Origin of the sequence: Streptomyces sp. NBC_01446 (genome assembly GCF_026340095.1) — a bacterium.
GTDB lineage: Bacteria > Actinomycetota > Actinomycetes > Streptomycetales > Streptomycetaceae > Streptomyces > Streptomyces aureus.
Window position 1 is genome coordinate 6,176,469 of sequence record NZ_JAPEPO010000001.1, and the last position, 16,330, is coordinate 6,192,798.

Annotated in this window: 13 protein-coding genes; 12 read left to right on the forward strand and 1 reads right to left on the reverse strand. The window is 69.6% G+C overall.

Annotation, left to right across the window (positions count from 1 at the left end; all coding sequences use genetic code 11):
- Nucleotides 1-300: 300 nt before the first annotated feature.
- Nucleotides 301-726: a Rieske (2Fe-2S) protein gene (locus OG456_RS27670; RefSeq protein WP_266565560.1), complete on the forward strand. Its 426-nt coding sequence runs from the start codon at nt 301-303 to the stop codon at nt 724-726.
- A 35-nt stretch (nt 727-761) separates the two neighbouring features.
- On the opposite strand, the gene OG456_RS27675 is transcribed toward OG456_RS27670, so the two are convergent.
- Nucleotides 762-1,712, reverse strand: coding sequence for a hypothetical protein (locus OG456_RS27675; protein WP_266565562.1), 951 nt, complete (start codon nt 1,710-1,712; stop codon nt 762-764).
- A gap of 199 nt (nt 1,713-1,911) precedes the next feature.
- Here OG456_RS27675 and uvrC point away from each other — a divergent pair, with 199 nt between their 5' ends.
- From uvrC to pgi, 11 genes are all read left to right on the forward strand, one after another.
- Nucleotides 1,912-3,951, forward strand: a complete 2,040-nt coding sequence (gene uvrC, locus OG456_RS27680; protein ID WP_323136360.1) for an excinuclease ABC subunit UvrC — start codon at nt 1,912-1,914, stop codon at nt 3,949-3,951.
- The gene (gene rapZ, locus OG456_RS27685; RefSeq protein WP_266565564.1) at nt 3,948-4,943 is read left to right on the forward strand and encodes an RNase adapter RapZ; all 996 of its coding nucleotides are present in this window, start codon (nt 3,948-3,950) and stop codon (nt 4,941-4,943) included. The genes uvrC and rapZ overlap by 4 nt, the downstream gene beginning before the upstream one ends.
- The gene (gene yvcK / locus OG456_RS27690) at nt 4,940-5,977 is read left to right on the forward strand and encodes a uridine diphosphate-N-acetylglucosamine-binding protein YvcK (RefSeq protein WP_266565566.1); all 1,038 of its coding nucleotides are present in this window, start codon (nt 4,940-4,942) and stop codon (nt 5,975-5,977) included. The genes rapZ and yvcK overlap by 4 nt, the downstream gene beginning before the upstream one ends.
- Nucleotides 5,968-6,957: a DNA-binding protein WhiA gene (gene whiA, locus OG456_RS27695; protein ID WP_116502730.1), complete on the forward strand. Its 990-nt coding sequence runs from the start codon at nt 5,968-5,970 to the stop codon at nt 6,955-6,957. Before yvcK ends, whiA begins: the two co-directional genes overlap by 10 nt.
- A 243-nt stretch (nt 6,958-7,200) precedes the next feature.
- Entirely contained in the window at nt 7,201-10,161 is a 2,961-nt protein-coding gene (locus OG456_RS27700; RefSeq protein ID WP_266565569.1) for a M14 family metallopeptidase, read from the forward strand.
- A gap of 236 nt (nt 10,162-10,397) precedes the next feature.
- Nucleotides 10,398-11,408 carry a type I glyceraldehyde-3-phosphate dehydrogenase gene (gap, locus tag OG456_RS27705; protein WP_266565571.1) on the forward strand — a complete coding sequence of 337 codons (1,011 nt, stop codon included), beginning with the start codon at nt 10,398-10,400 and terminating at the stop codon, nt 11,406-11,408.
- Nucleotides 11,409-11,515: 107 nt separating this feature from the next.
- Nucleotides 11,516-12,727 (forward strand): phosphoglycerate kinase, encoded by a 1,212-nt coding sequence (pgk, locus tag OG456_RS27710; RefSeq protein ID WP_266565573.1) that lies wholly within the window; start codon nt 11,516-11,518, stop codon nt 12,725-12,727.
- Nucleotides 12,728-12,732: 5 nt separating this feature from the next.
- Nucleotides 12,733-13,509 (forward strand): triose-phosphate isomerase, encoded by a 777-nt coding sequence (gene tpiA / locus OG456_RS27715; protein WP_266565575.1) that lies wholly within the window; start codon nt 12,733-12,735, stop codon nt 13,507-13,509.
- Between the two features lie 221 nt (nt 13,510-13,730).
- Nucleotides 13,731-13,961 (forward strand): preprotein translocase subunit SecG, encoded by a 231-nt coding sequence (gene secG, locus OG456_RS27720; RefSeq protein WP_100592391.1) that lies wholly within the window; start codon nt 13,731-13,733, stop codon nt 13,959-13,961.
- A 204-nt stretch (nt 13,962-14,165) separates the two neighbouring features.
- On the forward strand, nt 14,166-14,501 hold the full coding sequence (locus tag OG456_RS27725) for an RNA polymerase-binding protein RbpA (RefSeq protein WP_003976875.1): 336 nt from the start codon (nt 14,166-14,168) through the stop codon (nt 14,499-14,501).
- A gap of 156 nt (nt 14,502-14,657) precedes the next feature.
- A complete protein-coding gene (pgi, locus tag OG456_RS27730) occupies nt 14,658-16,310 on the forward strand; it encodes a glucose-6-phosphate isomerase (RefSeq protein ID WP_266565579.1) in 1,653 nt (550 codons plus the stop codon).
- The last annotated feature ends 20 nt before the right edge of the window (nt 16,311-16,330 follow it).

Sequence of the window (16,330 nt, forward strand, 5' to 3'; positions counted from 1 at the left end):
TCTCTCCCGGGGCGGCGGATGACGTCTGACGTCCGTACAGGATGCCGCAGAAGCGGGACGGCCAGGATGCTGCGGAAGAAGGACGGCCAGGACGGCGCGGAAGTAGGACGGCCAGGACGGCGCGGAAGTAGGAGGGTCGTGGTGCAGAAGAAGGGCGGCCCAGAAGCGTACGGGTGTGGCCGGCACCAGGGTCCCACGAGGCGCCATCCGCCCCACCGGTATCGTCGGATCTGTCACCGATGTGCGCCTTGGCGTGCAGCGGTCCACCGCGCCCCGCCCCGACCGACCCCTGGAGTCCCCATGCCCGGCACGTCGCCCGCCCGCCGAACCGTGCTGCGGGGTGCCGCCCTCGCCGGGACCGCGGGGCTCGGGATCGCCGCCTGCTCGCCGGGCGGGTCGGGGAGCCGCGCGGAGTCGGCGGCGACGGCACCGGTCGACCTCGGCAAGGCCGACGAGGTGCCCGTGGGCGGCGTCAAGCTGTACCGGGACGAGAACGTGGTGGTCAGCCGTCTGTCGGCCGACAAGTACGCCGCGTTCAGCACCATCTGCACGCACGCGGGGTGCCCCATCGGCATGCTGGAGGGCACGGAGCTCACCTGCTCCTGCCACGGCAGCAAGTTCGACGCCACGAACGGCAAGGTGCTGCACGACCCGGCGACCCGGCCGCTGGCGAAGGTGCCGGTCGAGGTGAAGAACGGCAAGATCGTCGCGGGCCCGGCGGCCTGACCGGACCTGGATCCCGATCGGCCCCACCCCGTAGATCAGCCCTCCCAGTCCCACCCGATCCCCAGGATCCCGGCCCGCACCTGTGGCTCCACCACGTGGACCGCGCGGTGGCTCGCGCTGAGCGGCAGGTCCTGACGGCCGCCGCGCGGGGCCGCCGCCGAGTGCTGGGTGAAGCGGTGACAGCGCACGGGCAGGACGCCCTCGGTGAACCTGACCTGGAGCGCGTACTGCCCGCCCGCGAAGCCGAAGCCGCGCAGGTACTCCGACGCGGGGCCCGCCGTGCCGTCCTCGAAGCCGTAGCGGAAGAGGAACGTGTCGCCCGCCCGCAGCCGCGCGTCGAAGAGCAGCTCCGCCACGACGACGCCCGTTCCCCGGTGCCTCCGCACCCGCCCCGTGCGGCAGTTCTCCAGGGCGCGCACCGAGACGTGATCCGTGCTGCATCCCGGGTCTCCGCGGTGGACGGCCACGTAGCGGTCCACGCCGTCCTGGTGGGCGCGCACGATGTGCTGGGAGTCGAGGCCGAGGAGTTCGCGGCGCGCCCCGATCCGCACCCGCTCGTGATGGCCGACCGTGTGCAGGCCGCCGTCCGGGGACGAACCGAGCTCGGCGAGGAACTGTTCGAGGACGCCCGAGGCCTCGACGAGCGAGCGGTAGGAGCGGGTCGAGGGGCGCCGGCGGGCCGCGTGTTCCTCGTCCTTGGCGAGGAGCCGGATCAGGGACTCGTCGGGCAGGTCCAGGATCTCCTCCAGCGCGCGCACGGCACGGAGGGACTCGGTGCGCTGCGGGCGCCTGGCCCCCTGCTGCCAGTAGCTCAGACTGGTGACGCCGACCGTGACACCGTGGCGGGTCAGATGGTGCTGCACGCGGTGCAGCGGCAGCCCGCGCGCGGTGATCGCGGCCCGCAGGGCGACATGGAAGGGCCCCGCACGCAGGGCCGTCTCCAGCGCGGGCGCGCCGGTGTCCGCGTGCTGTGTGCCGTACGACATCCAGGGCCCTCCCCCGTGCATCCTCACATTGGCCGTGCGGCCGGGGCGTGCGCGGCCCCCAATTCACCCGGCATTGAAGCGTGTTGATCTGCACCGGACAAGACTCGATGCGCAACCGTCTGGTCCGGCGGGCGGCGGGACCGCTCCGGGAAACGCGTGGGCAACCTCACTGTCGGTGGCCGCAAGTAGGGTGTGTGACATGGCCGACCCCTCCAGCTACCGCCCCCAGCCGGGACAGATCCCGGACTCCCCAGGGGTGTACAGGTTCCGTGACGAGCACCGCCGGGTGATCTACGTCGGGAAGGCGAAAAGCCTGCGCCACCGCCTGGCCAACTACTTCCAGGACCTGGCGAACCTGCACCCCCGCACCCGCACGATGGTCACCACGGCCGCGTCCGTGGAGTGGACCGTGGTGTCCACGGAGGTCGAGGCACTCCAGCTGGAGTACTCCTGGATCAAGGAGTACGACCCCCGGTTCAACGTCAAGTACCGCGACGACAAGAGCTATCCGTACCTCGCGGTGACGATGAACGAGGAGTTCCCGCGCGTGCAGGTCATGCGCGGCCAGAAGAAGAAGGGCGTGCGCTACTTCGGTCCCTATGGGCACGCCTGGGCCATCCGCGACACCGTCGACCTGCTGCTGCGCGTCTTCCCGGTCCGCACCTGCTCCGCCGGCGTCTTCAAGAACGCCGCCCGCACCGGCCGCCCCTGCCTCCTCGGCTACATCGGCAAGTGCTCGGCCCCCTGCGTGGGCCGCGTCTCGCCCGAGGAGCATCGCGAACTGGCCGAGGACTTCTGCGACTTCATGGCCGGCCGTACCGGCACGTACATCCGCCGTCTCGAGAAGGACATGACGGACGCCGCCGAGGAGATGGAGTACGAGCGCGCCGCGCGCCTGCGTGACGACATAGAGGCCCTGCGCAAGGCGATGGAGAAGAGCGCCGTCGTCCTCGCCGACGCCACGGACGCCGACCTGATCGCCCTCGCCGAGGACGAGCTGGAGGCCGCCGTGCAGATCTTCCATGTGCGGGGCGGGCGCGTGCGCGGCCAGCGTGGCTGGGTCACGGACAAGGTCGAGGCGGTCACCAGCGGTGACCTCGTCGAGCACGCGCTCCAGCAGCTGTACGGCGAGGAGCGCGGGGACGCCGTGCCCAAGGAGGTCCTCGTGCCCGCGCTGCCCGAGCCCCTGGAACCCGTACAGGAGTGGCTCACCACGCGCCGCGGGTCGAACGTGTCGCTGAGGATCCCGCAGCGCGGCGACAAGAAGGCCCTCATGGAGACGGTCCACAGGAACGCGCAGCAGGCGCTCGCGCTCCACAAGACCAAGCGCGCCTCCGACCTCACCACGCGCTCGCGCGCCCTCGAGGAGATCGCCGCGGCTCTCGAGCTGGACAGCGCCCCGCTGCGCATCGAGTGCTACGACATCTCCCACCTCCAGGGCGACGACGTCGTGGCCTCCATGGTCGTCTTCGAGGACGGCCTGGCCAGGAAGAGCGAGTACCGGCGCTTCCAGATCAAGGGCTTCGAGGGGCAGGACGACGTCCGCTCCATGCACGAGGTGCTCACGCGCCGGTTCAAGCGCTATCTGGCGGCGCAGGAGAAGTCGGGGGAGTGGTCCGACGCCGAGCCGGCGGACGAGGACGGTCCGCTCGAGTCCCGTCTCACCGAGGACGACGGCCGCCCCAAGCGGTTCGCGTACCCTCCCCAGCTGGTCGTCGTCGACGGCGGGCAGCCGCAGGTGGCTGCGGCCAAGCGGGCGCTCGACGAGCTGGGCATCGACGACATCGCGGTGTGCGGCCTGGCCAAGCGCCTCGAAGAGGTCTGGGTGCCCGACGAGGACGACCCGGTGATCCTGCCGCGCACCAGCGAAGGGCTCTACCTTCTGCAGCGCGTACGTGACGAGGCGCACCGCTTCGCGATCACGTACCAGCGCACCAAGCGGGCCAAGCGCTTCAAGGCCGGGCCGCTCGACGAGGTGCCCGGCCTCGGGGACGCGCGCAAGCAGGCCCTGATCAAGCACTTCGGTTCGGTGAAGCGCCTGCGATCGGCCACAATCGATCAGATCTGCGAGGTTCCCGGCATAGGCCTCAAGACGGCAGAGACGATCGTGGCGGCCTTCGCACGCGCGGAGCCCGCCGCACCGGCCGTGAACACGGCCACAGGAGAGATCATTGAAGACGAGGACCCCACGGCCACGGCCGCGGCCACCTCGGAAGGACGACGGGGGCAGGAGCCATGAACGAGAACGAGCAGGGCGAACAGGCAGCACCACAGCCGGCCCCCGATGACCGGGCAGGCCAGGCCGCGGAGACAGACGGAGCACAGGTGAGTACGGGTACGACGAGCGAGACCGCCGGGGCGTCCGATGCGGCCATCCCCGAGCTGGTGATCATCTCCGGGATGTCCGGCGCCGGGCGTTCCACGGCCGCCAAGTGTCTGGAGGACCTCGGCTGGTTCGTCGTCGACAACCTGCCGCCCGCGCTGATCCCCACGATGGTGGAGCTCGGCGCCCGCTCCCAGGGGAACGTCGCCCGGATCGCCGTCGTCGTCGACGTACGCGGCCGCCGGTTCTTCGACGACCTCCACCAGTCCCTCGCCGACCTGGAGTCCCGACAGGTCACCCGGCGCATCGTGTTCCTGGAGTCCTCCGACGAGGCCCTGGTGCGCCGCTTCGAGTCGGTGCGCCGCCCGCACCCCCTCCAGGGCGACGGCCGCATCGTCGACGGCATCGCGGCCGAACGCGAGCTCCTGCGCGAGCTGCGCGGCGACGCCGACCTGGTCATCGACACCTCCAGCCTGAACGTGCACGAACTGCGCGCCAAGATGGACGCCCAGTTCGCCGGCGACGAGGAGCCCGAGCTGCGGGCCACGGTCATGTCGTTCGGCTTCAAGTACGGCCTGCCCGTCGACGCCGACCTGGTCGTCGACATGCGCTTCCTGCCGAACCCGCACTGGGTCCCCGAGCTGCGCCCCTTCACCGGCCTGAACGAAGAGGTGGCGAGCTACGTCTTCGGCCAGCCCGGTGCCAAGGAGTTCCTCGACCGCTACACCGAGCTGCTCCAGCTCATCGCGGCCGGATACCGCCGCGAGGGCAAGCGGTACGTGACGATCGCGGTCGGCTGCACCGGAGGCAAGCACCGCTCGGTGGCCATGTCGGAGAAGCTCGCCGCGCGCATCGCGGCCGAGGGCGTGGAGACCGTGGTCGTCCACCGGGACATGGGCCGCGAATGACCGGTCGCACACTCCGGCTCGGCAGCAGGCTCCGCCGGGTCACTCCTCCCACGGGCCGCCGGCGCGGCGCCCAGCCCAAGGTCGTCGCCCTCGGCGGCGGCATGGGCCTGTCCGCGTCCCTGGCGGCCCTGCGGCGCATCACCGGCGATCTCACCGCCGTGGTGACCGTCGCCGACGACGGCGGCTCCAGCGGCCGGCTCCGTGACGAGCTGGGCGTCCTGCCGCCCGGCGACCTGCGCAAGGCCCTCGCGGCCCTGTGCGGCGACGACGACTGGGGCCAGACCTGGGCCCGCGTCATCCAGCACCGCTTCCAGTCCCAGGGCGACCTGCACGAGCACGCCGTCGGCAATCTGCTGATCGTCGCCCTGTGGGAGCAGCTCGGCGACCATGTGCAGGCCCTCGACCTGGTCGGCAAGCTGCTCGGCGCGCAGGGGCGCGTCCTGCCCATGTCCGCGGTCCCGCTGGAGCTCCAGGCCCTGGTCAAGGGGCATGACCCGGCCCGCCCCGACGACGTCGACACGGTGCGCGGCCAGGCCACGGTGGCCCTCACCCCGGGCGAGGTGCAGTCCGTGCACCTCGTGCCGCACGACCCGCCGGCCGTCCCCGAGGCGGTCGCCGCGGTGCTCGACGCCGACTGGGTGGTGCTCGGCCCCGGCTCCTGGTTCTCCTCCGTCATCCCGCACCTGCTGGTGCCCGAGCTGCTCGACGCGCTGACGGTGACGAAGGCCCGCAGGGTCCTCTCGCTGAACCTCGCGCCGCAGCCCGGAGAAACCGAGGGGTTCTCACCGCAGCGTCATTTGGAGGTTTTGGGACGACACGCCCCTAAACTCGCCCTGGACGTGGTGCTGGCCGACGAGGCCGCCGTGCCCGATCGCGAGTCCCTGACCGACGCCGCCAAGGAGGGCTTCGGCGCTGCGGTCGAGCTGGCGCCTGTGGCCAGGCCCGACGGGACTCCGAGGCACGATCCGGAGCTGTTGGCCGCCGCGTACGACCGTATTTTTCGGATGCATGGAAGGATCGGCCCATGGCGATGACGGCAGCGGTGAAGGATGAGATCTCCCGGCTTCCCGTCACCCGGACCTGCTGCAGAAAGGCAGAGGTCTCGGCCATCCTGCGCTTCGCGGGCGGGCTCCACCTGGTGAGCGGCCGCATCGTGATCGAGGCGGAGCTGGACACCGCGATGGCGGCGCGACGGCTGAAGCGGGACATCCTCGAGATCTTCGGGCACAGCTCGGAACTGATCGTGATGGCGCCCGGCGGGCTGCGCCGGGGCTCGCGCTTCGTCGTACGGGTCGTGGCCGGCGGTGACCAGCTGGCCCGCCAGACCGGTCTTGTCGACGGCCGCGGCCGCCCGATCCGGGGTCTCCCGCCGCAGGTGGTCTCGGGGGCCACCTGCGATGCCGAGGCCGCCTGGCGCGGGGCGTTCCTGGCGCACGGCTCGCTCACCGAGCCCGGCCGCTCCTCCTCCCTGGAGGTGACCTGCCCCGGCCCGGAGGCCGCGCTCGCCCTGGTCGGCGCCGCACGCCGGCTCCAGATCGCGGGCAAGGCCCGTGAGGTACGCGGGGTGGACCGGGTCGTCGTACGGGACGGGGACGCCATCGGCGCCCTGCTCACCCGTATGGGGGCGCACGAGTCGGTGCTCGCCTGGGAGGAGCGGCGGATGCGGCGCGAGGTCCGCGCCACCGCCAACCGCCTGGCCAACTTCGACGACGCGAACCTGCGCCGCTCGGCGCGCGCCGCCGTCGCCGCCGGGGCCCGCGTGCAGCGCGCCCTGGAGATCCTCGCCGACGAGGTGCCGGAGCACCTCGCGGCCGCCGGGCGGCTGCGCATGGAGCACAAGCAGGCCTCCCTGGAGGAGCTGGGCGCGCTCGCCGACCCGCCGCTGACGAAGGACGCCGTCGCGGGCCGCATCCGCCGGCTGCTCGCGATGGCCGACAAGCGGGCCCAGGACATGGGCATCCCGGGCACGGAGTCGAACATCACCGAGGAGATGGCCGACAATCTGGCCGGCTGACCCCGGAGCGGAATGACTCACGCCGGTGCCGGTGCCCTGCCGGGGCACGGGCACCGGCGTTTTCGCTGCGCATGGGGACCACCCGGGGTCTGAAGGGACCCCTTTGACGCGCCCTTGACTTGACCATGAACTGTCATGAGTCTGGCGTCTGTTCGCTTCTGCGGTACACCGCGACTTCTGCGGGACACCACAGCTTCTGCGGTACTCACCTGCTTCTGCGGTACACAACTGCAAGGGGGGCTCATGAGACGAAGAGCGAGATCGATCCTCGCCACCACGGCACTCATTCTGGGCGGACTGGGAGGCGCGGGACTGACGCCCGTCGCCCAGGCGCAGAGCGGCGGTGCACCCCGGTCGGACGCCGATCCGGTCAAGGTGTTCCGTGCCGAGGTCACGAAGGAGCAGGTACCCCTGCTCCTCGCGGCCGGGCAGGACGGGCACGAACTCGGGGAACAGGCCCCCGAGAAGGGGAAGGCCGAGGTCGAGGTCTACCTCACCGACAAGCAGGCGAAGCAGCTGGAGAAGAAGGGCGTCGAACTCACCGAGCACACGCTCTCCGCCAAGGCGCGCGCCCGTGTGGCGGCCGCGGGCGACGGCGTGTTCCGCCCCTACAGCGGCAAGGGCAATCTCCAGGAGGAGATCGTCCGGACGGGCCAGGCCCACCCCGGCCTCACCAAGGTCGTCTCCATCGGCAAGACGGTCCAGGGCAAGGACATCCTCGCGGTCAAGCTCACCAAGGGCGCCCGTACGACCAGGGACGGCTCGAAGCCGTCCGTGCTCTACATGTCCAACCAGCACGCCCGCGAGTGGATCACCCCCGAGATGACCCGCCGCCTGATGCACTACTACTTGGACAACTACTCCAAGGACAAGCGCATCAAGAAGATCGTCGACTCCACGGAGATGTGGTTCGTCCTGTCGGCGAACCCCGACGGGTACGACTGGACGTTCAACCCCGACGGCGACCGCCAGTGGCGCAAGAACATGCGGGACGTGAACGGCGACGGCGCGATCACCACGGGCGACGGCGTCGACCTCAACCGCAACTTCGCCTACAAGTGGGGATACGACGACGAGGGTTCGTCCCCGAGCCCCGCCAGTGAGACCTACCGCGGCGCGAGCCCCGGCTCCGAGCCCGAGACGAAGGCCCTCGACGCCTTCGAGAAGCGCATCGGCTTCCGGTACGCCATCAACTACCACTCCGCGGCCGAGCTGCTGCTCTACGGAGTGGGCTGGCAGGTGGCCACGCCGACGCCGGACGACGTGCTCTACAAGGCGCTCGCCGGGACCCCCGAGAACTCCGCGATCCCCGGCTACCACCCGCAGGTCTCCTCCGAGCTGTACACCACCAACGGCGAGGCGGACGGGCACGCGGGCAACGTCAACGGCACCGGGATGTTCACGCCGGAGATGAGCGAGTGCCAGACCGCGTCGGCCGTGGACCCGGACGACCAGTGGCGCCCCGAGGACTGCGAGTCGGTCTTCACCTTCCCGGACGACGAGAAGCTGATCCAGCAGGAGTTCGCCAAGAACATTCCGTTCGCGCTCTCCGTGGCCGAGACCGCGGCGCACCCGGATCAGCCGTCCTCCTCGGTCGGCCTCGACGCCCCCGACTTCACCCCTGCCGCCTTCAGCACCTCGTACGCGCGCGGCGCCGATCAGGAGGTCTCGGTGACCGCCCGCAAGTCGGTGCGCGACAAGGAGCTCAACTACCGCGTGGACGGCGGCCGTACGCACGACGAGGACCTGCACGCCTGGAAGGGCGGCGAGACCTACGGCGGCGACGACAACCTCCACTTCGACGCGTACCGCGCGAGGATCGAGGGCGCGGACCCGGGCGACAAGGTCGAGGTCTGGTTCACCGGACGCGGCAAGTCCGGGAAGCGCACCTCCAGCGAGCACTTCACGTACACCGTGGCCGAGCGGCCCAGGGCCGACACCCTCGTCGTCGCCGAGAACGACGCCGCAGGCCAGCAGGCCAAGGCCTACGTGGACGCGCTGAAGGCGAACGGCCGAACCCCGCTCGTGTGGAACGTCGCCACCCAGGGCGCCCCGGACGCACTCGCGGTACTCGACCACTTCAGGACCGTCGTCCACTACACGGGCGCCGACCGCCCCGGCCTCACCACCCAACTCGCCCTGCGCGACTACCTCAACGAGGGCGGCAAGCTGATCGAGGCCGGTGAGCAGGCGGGCGGCTCCGTCGCCATCGGCGACACGACCACGAACGACTTCAGTCAGTACTACCTGGGCGCGTACTCACGTACGTCGACGCCCGGCGCCACGAAGTTCGCCGGATCCGGCGTGCTCACCGGCGCGGCCGCGGGCCTCGGCGACGCTCCCGGCAACCCGCTGAACATCGCCGCGACCTACCAGGCCACCTCCGACGTGCTGTCCAAGGCCGACTACCCGCAATTCACGAGCGCGGGCGCCGGTGAGTACGCGGGCACCCCCAACCCGTACAGCCCGTTCGAGGGCAGCTCCATGGCCGCCGCCGTGCACACGGACGACGGCTGGAAGCGCCTGACCCGCACCATCGACCTCACCGGGGTCTCCGCCGCCGACAAGCCGTCCCTGAAGTTCCAGCTCCTGTGGGACACCGAGCCCGGATACGACCACGCGGTGCTGGAGACGCACACGGCGGGCGCCGAGGACTGGACGACGCTGCCCGAGGCCGGCGGCGCCACCACGAAGGCCGTCCCCGCCGAGTGCGAGGCCGGATTCCTGATCAAGGAGCACCCGGCGCTCAAGCGCTATCTGACGCCCGGCAGCGCGGGCTGCACGGCCACCGGCACCTCCGGCTCCTGGAACAGCTTCACGGGCGCCTCGGACGGCTGGAAGCCGGTCACCTTCGACCTGAGCGCCTACGCGGGCAAGACGGTCGAGGTCTCGCTCAGCTACATCACCGACCCCGGCAGCGGCGGCCACGGCGTCCTCGCCGACAACGCGTCCGTCGTCATCGGCGGCGCCGCGAAGGAGACCGAGGGCTTCGAGTCGTCGTTCGGTGCCTGGACGGTCGCGGGCCCGCCCGCGGGCAGCCCCGTCGTCACCAAGAACTGGGCCCGTGCGGGTGAACTGTTCAAGACATACGGAGCCGTCAGCACCAAGGACACCGTGCTCCTCGGATTCGGTCTCGAACACGTCGCCACGGCGGCCGAGCGGAGCGTGCTCGTGGGGAAGGCGCTGGCCTCCCTGAAGAGCTGAAAACCACCAAGCCGAAAACCGGACAAAACGGCCCGCTCACTTTTCGCGAAAAGCGCCAGATGAGCGGGAATCCCGGCGGTCCGTGCCCCTACTGGGCGGTACGGGCCGCCGGGCCGCACAAGGGTCCACTCAATGTCACTCGGAGGGCTTCGGAGAGGTAGGGTCGGAGGCGGTCGGGGACATCCCATACAACTCGCCGGCGTCTAAAACCGGCGTACCAACGAGGAGATCGGTTCGTGACGATCCGCGTAGGCATCAACGGCTTTGGCCGCATCGGGCGTAACTACTTCCGCGCGCTGCTTGAGCAGGGTGCAGACATCGAGATCGTGGCTGTCAACGACCTCGGTGACACCGCGACCACCGCACACCTTCTGAAGTACGACACCATCCTCGGCCGCCTCAAGGCCGAGGTGACGCACACCGCCGACACGATCACCGTCGACGGCCACACCATCAAGGTCCTTTCCGAGCGCAACCCCGCCGACATCCCGTGGGGCGAGCTGGGCGTCGACATCGTCATCGAGTCGACCGGCATCTTCACGAAGAAGGCCGACGCCGAGAAGCACATCGCCGGCGGCGCCAAGAAGGTCCTCATCTCGGCTCCGGCCAAGGACGAGGACATCACCATCGTGATGGGCGTCAACCAGGACCAGTACAACCCGGCGACGGACCACGTCATCTCGAACGCGTCCTGCACCACGAACTGCGTGGCGCCGATGGCCAAGGTTCTCGACGAGAACTTCGGCATCGTCAAGGGCCTGATGACCACGGTCCACGCGTACACGAACGACCAGCGCATCCTGGACTTCCCGCACTCGGACCTGCGCCGCGCCCGTGCCGCTGCCGAGAACATCATTCCGACCACCACCGGTGCCGCCAAGGCGACCGCCCTGGTCCTCCCGCAGCTCAAGGGCAAGCTCGACGGCATCGCGATGCGCGTCCCGGTCCCGACCGGCTCCGCCACCGACCTGGTCGTCACCCTGGCGCGCGAGACCACCAAGGACGAGGTCAACGCCGCGTTCAAGAAGGCGTCCGAGGACGGCGACCTCAAGGGCTACCTGTCCTACACCGAGGACCCGATCGTCTCCTCCGACATCGTCGGCGACCCGGCGTCCTGCACGTTCGACTCCTCCCTGACCATGGTTCAGGAAGGTAACTCGGTGAAGATCCTCGGCTGGTACGACAACGAGTGGGGCTACTCCAACCGTCTCGTCGACCTCACGGTCTTCGTCGGCGGCCAGCTCTAAATCCAGAGCCGGCATCTCGATGTGAGCACAGGGTCCGGACCGCGCAACGCCGCGCCGTCCGGGCCCTGTTGTGCGTCAGCCCACCCAAGAAGTCCAGGAGTCCAGCCATGAAGACGATCGACGAACTTCTCGCCGAAGGGGTCGAGGGCAAGCGGGTCTTCGTCCGCGCCGACCTCAACGTGCCTCTCGCCGACGGCAAGATCACCGACGACGGCCGCATCCGCGCCGTCCTGCCCACCGTCAAGGCCCTGGCCGACGGGGGCGCCAAGGTGATCGTCGCCTCCCACCTGGGCCGCCCCAAGGGAGCCCCGGACCCGGCGTTCTCGCTGCTGCCGGCCGCCGAGCGCCTCGCCGAGCTCCTCGGCAAGCCGGTCGCGTTCGCCCAGGACACCGTCGGCCCCGCCGCCCACGACGCGGTGGACGGTCTGGAGCCCGGCCAGGTCGCCGTCATCGAGAACCTCCGCTTCAACGCCGGTGAGACGTCGAAGGACGACACCGAGCGCGGTGAGTTCGCCGACCGGCTGGCCGCCCTGGCCGATGTCTACGTGGGCGACGGCTTCGGCGCGGTGCACCGCAAGCACGCCTCCGTGTACGACCTGCCGGCCCGCCTGCCGCACTACGCCGGCTACCTCATCGCCACCGAGGTCGGCGTCCTGAAGAAGCTCACCGACGAGGTCAAGCGGCCGTACGTCGTCGCGCTCGGCGGGGCCAAGGTCTCCGACAAGCTCGCCGTCATCGACCAGCTGCTCGGCAAGGCCGACCGCCTGCTCATCGGCGGCGGCATGGCCTACACCTTCCTCAAGGCCCAGGGCCACGAGGTCGGTATCTCCCTCCTCCAGGAGGACCAGATCCCGGCCGTCAAGGAGTACATCAAGCGCGCCGAGGACAACGGCGTCGAGCTGGTGCTCCCCGTGGACGTCCTGGTCTCGCCGGACTTCCCCGACCTCAAGACCAAGGCCCCGGCCAACCCCACCACTGTCGCCGCGGACGCCATCCCGGCCGACCAGGAGGGTCTCGACATCGGTCCGGAGACCCGCAAGCTGTACGCATCGAAGCTCGCCGACGCAGGGACCGTCTTCTGGAACGGCCCGATGGGCGTCTTCGAGCACCCCGACTACGCCGAGGGCACCAAGGCGGTCGCCCAGGCGCTCCTCGACTCCCCGGCCTTCACGGTCGTCGGCGGTGGCGACTCCGCCGCGGCCGTCCGGCTCCTTGGCTTCGACGAGAATGCATTCGGCCACATCTCGACCGGCGGCGGCGCCTCCCTCGAATACCTTGAGGGCAAGACGCTCCCCGGCCTTGCCGCACTGGAGGACTGACCTCAATGACCACCCGCACGCCGCTGATGGCGGGCAACTGGAAGATGAACCTCAACCACCTCGAGGCCATCGCCCACGTCCAGAAGCTCGCCTTCGCGCTGGCCGACAAGGACTACGACGCCGTCGAGGTCGCGGTCCTGCCGCCCTTCACCGACCTGCGCTCCGTACAGACCCTGGTCGACGGCGACAAGCTCAAGATCAAGTACGGCGCCCAGGACATCTCGGCCCACGACTCCGGTGCCTACACCGGTGAGATCTCGGGCCCGATGCTCGCCAAGCTCAAGTGCACGTACGTGGCGGTCGGCCACTCCGAGCGCCGGCAGTACCACGACGAGACCGACGAGGTCTGCAACGCCAAGGTGAAGGCCGCCTTCAGGCACGGCCTGACCCCGATCCTGTGCGTCGGCGAGGAGCTTCACGTCCGCGAGGCGGGCGACCACGTCGGGCACACGCTGTCGCAGGTCGAGGGCGGTCTCAAGGACATCCCGGCCGAGCAGGCCGAGACCGTCGTGATCGCGTACGAGCCGGTCTGGGCGATCGGCACCGGCAAGGTCTGCGGCGCCGACGACGCCCAGGAGGTCTGCGGGGCGATCCGCGGCAAGCTCGCCGAGCTGTACTCCCAGGAGCTGGCCGACAAGGTCCGCATCCAGTACGGCGGCTCGGTGAAGTCCGGGAACGTCGCGGAGATCATGTCGAAGCCCGACGTCGACGGTGCCCTCGTCGGCGGCGCGGCGCTCGACGCCGAGGAGTTCGTCAAGATCATCCGGTTCCGCGACCAGTGAGCCGCGGGGGCGCGTCGGCGTCTCGACACCGACACAGAGCGCCCCGGAGACGAACGAACAGGCCGTGAGTATGCGGTAGCGGCGTTACGTCGTACCCTTGCGGGGGCCGGGTGGCTTTCCACCGGGCCCCCGCAGCACGTATAAGTCGCAGTACGGATACATCGCAGTACGTATCAGTTCAGTCCGAGAGAATTGCCAGGAAGTAGGGACCAGCCGTGGTTATGGGGTTCTCGATCGCCCTGATCGTCTTCAGCCTGCTGCTGATGCTCCTTGTGCTGATGCACAAGGGAAAGGGTGGCGGTCTCTCCGACATGTTCGGTGGCGGCATGCAGTCGTCCGTCGGCGGCTCGTCGGTCGCCGAGCGCAACCTGGACCGCATCACCATCGTGCTCGGTCTGCTGTGGTTCGCGTGCATTGTCGTGCTCGGCCTGCTCATGAAGGTCAACAACTGACGCCGTCACACCTGCACATCGCGCACATAAGGCCCCATGTTCGGTACGCGCCCTCCGGCGCGGCCTATCATGGGGCTTGCGTCTAGGGGCGGGGATGTAACTCCAATCACTGGACGCGCGTTGGGCCTTACGTAGACTGAGGCGCCCGCGGCGGAGTGAGACGCCGACAAGCTCCGCGGCACCATCACGCAGGGAGTTACGACCGTGGCAAGTGGCAACGCGATCCGAGGAAGTCGGGTCGGGGCGGGGCCGATGGGCGAGGCCGAGCGCGGCGAGTCCGCGCCGCGTCTGCGCATCTCCTTCTGGTGCTCCAACGGGCACGAGACGCAGCCGAGCTTCGCCTCCGACGCGCAGGTGCCGGAGACTTGGGACTGTCCGCGCTGCGGCTTCCCTGCCGGGCAGGACCGGGACAACCCGCCGGACCCGCCGCGCACCGAGCCCTACAAGACGCATCTCGCGTATGTGCGCGAGCGGCGCAGTGACGCGGACGGCGAGGCGATCCTCGCGGAGGCGCTCGCCAAACTGCGGGGCGAGATCTAGGACTTGAGCACCGGCCGGACACACACAAGTGTCCGGCCGGACTCGTTCGGCCGTAGCGGTCCGGACAGATGCCGTATACCGGGCCCTGATCAATTAGGTTGGTCAAGCAGCGGGGCAAGGTACGTACTCAGGTACGAGAGAAGGCTGAAGTCCGAGATGAACGCAGAAAGCCGTACCAGGCTCAATCAGATGCCCGAGTGGACGGCGCTCGCCAAGCACCGGGAAGAACTCGGAGACGTGCAGCTGCGAGAGCTGTTCGCCGCCGATCCGGCGCGCGGCTCCGACTACGCGCTCCAGGTCGGCGACCTGCACGTCGACTACTCCAAGCACCTCGTCACGGACGAGACGCTGCGCCTGCTGCGCGAGCTCGCCGCCGCGACCGACGTCTTCGGGCTGCGGGACGCCATGTTCCGCGGCGAGAAGATCAATACGACGGAGGACCGGGCCGTGCTGCACACGGCGCTGCGGGCCCCGCGTGACGCGGTGATCGAGGTCGACGGTGTCGATGTCGTCCCGCAGGTGCATGCCGTGCTGGACAAGATGGCCGTCTTCGCGGGCAAGGTCCGTTCGGGGGAGTGGACGGGCCACACCGGCCAGCGGATCAAGAACGTCGTGAACATCGGGATCGGCGGCTCGGATCTGGGCCCCGCGATGGCGTACGAGGTGCTTCGCTCCTTCACCGACCGGGACCTGACGGTCCGTTTCGTGTCGAACGTGGACGGTGCGGACCTGCACGAGGCGGTGCGTGATCTCGATCCGGCCGAGACGCTGTTCATCATCGCCTCGAAGACGTTCACGACGATCGAGACGATCACCAACGCGACCTCCGCGCGCAATTGGCTCCTCACCGGACTGAGGGCCGGCCAGGATGCCGTGGCCAAGCACTTCGTGGCCCTGTCGACGAACGCCGAGAAGGTGTCCGACTTCGGCATCGACACGGCCAACATGTTCGAGTTCTGGGACTGGGTCGGCGGGCGCTACTCGTACGACTCGGCCATCGGCCTCTCGCTGATGATCGCGATCGGCCCGGACGCCTTCCGGGAGATGCTCGACGGGTTCCACCTCGTCGACGAGCACTTCCGCACCGCCCCCGCCGAGTCCAACGTCCCTCTTCTGATGGGCCTGTTGGGTATCTGGTACGGCAACTTCCACGACGCGCAGTCGCACGCGGTCCTGCCGTACTCGCACTACCTGTCCAAGTTCACGGCGTACCTCCAGCAGCTCGACATGGAGTCGAACGGCAAGTCCGTCACGCGGGACGGCACGGAGGTCGACTGGCAGACGGGGCCCGTCGTCTGGGGCACCCCCGGCACCAACGGGCAGCACGCCTACTACCAACTGATCCACCAGGGAACGAAGTTGATCCCGGCGGACTTCATCGGGTTCGCCGAGCCCGTGGCGGACCTGCTGCCGGGACTCGTCGCACAGCACGACCTGTTGATGGCCAACTTCTTCGCGCAGACGCAGGCCCTCGCCTTCGGCAAGACCCCGGCCGAGGTCCGCGCCGAGGGCGTGCCCGAGGAGCTCGTGCCGCACAAGACGTTCCAGGGCAACCACCCGACGACGACGATCCTCGCGAAGCGGCTCACGCCGTTCGTCCTCGGCCAGCTCATCGCCCTATACGAGCACAAGGTGTTCGTCCAGGGCGCCGTCTGGAACATCGACTCCTTCGACCAGTGGGGCGTCGAACTCGGCAAGGTCCTCGCCAAGCGCATCGAGCCCGCCCTCACCGAGGGCGCCGACGTGCCGGGACTCGACCCGTCCACCAAGGCGCTGGTGGCCAAGTACCGCGAGCTGCGCGGTCGTTGAGTGCCTGAGCGGCGCATCTA

What these genes read in the sequence shown, in the direction of transcription:
- yvcK (WP_266565566.1), top strand. Translation starts at nt 4,940, where the DNA reads ATGACCGGTCGCACACTCCGGCTCGGCAGCAGGCTCCGCCGGGTCACT.
- OG456_RS27675 (WP_266565562.1), bottom strand. Translation starts at nt 1,712, where the DNA reads ATGTCGTACGGCACACAGCACGCGGACACCGGCGCGCCCGCGCTGGAG.
- secG (WP_100592391.1), top strand. Translation starts at nt 13,731, where the DNA reads ATGGGGTTCTCGATCGCCCTGATCGTCTTCAGCCTGCTGCTGATGCTC.
- OG456_RS27700 (WP_266565569.1), top strand. Translation starts at nt 7,201, where the DNA reads ATGAGACGAAGAGCGAGATCGATCCTCGCCACCACGGCACTCATTCTG.
- pgk (WP_266565573.1), top strand. Translation starts at nt 11,516, where the DNA reads ATGAAGACGATCGACGAACTTCTCGCCGAAGGGGTCGAGGGCAAGCGG.
- tpiA (WP_266565575.1), top strand. Translation starts at nt 12,733, where the DNA reads ATGACCACCCGCACGCCGCTGATGGCGGGCAACTGGAAGATGAACCTC.
- rapZ (WP_266565564.1), top strand. Translation starts at nt 3,948, where the DNA reads ATGAACGAGAACGAGCAGGGCGAACAGGCAGCACCACAGCCGGCCCCC.
- uvrC (WP_323136360.1), top strand. Translation starts at nt 1,912, where the DNA reads ATGGCCGACCCCTCCAGCTACCGCCCCCAGCCGGGACAGATCCCGGAC.
- OG456_RS27670 (WP_266565560.1), top strand. Translation starts at nt 301, where the DNA reads ATGCCCGGCACGTCGCCCGCCCGCCGAACCGTGCTGCGGGGTGCCGCC.
- pgi (WP_266565579.1), top strand. Translation starts at nt 14,658, where the DNA reads ATGAACGCAGAAAGCCGTACCAGGCTCAATCAGATGCCCGAGTGGACG.
- whiA (WP_116502730.1), top strand. Translation starts at nt 5,968, where the DNA reads ATGGCGATGACGGCAGCGGTGAAGGATGAGATCTCCCGGCTTCCCGTC.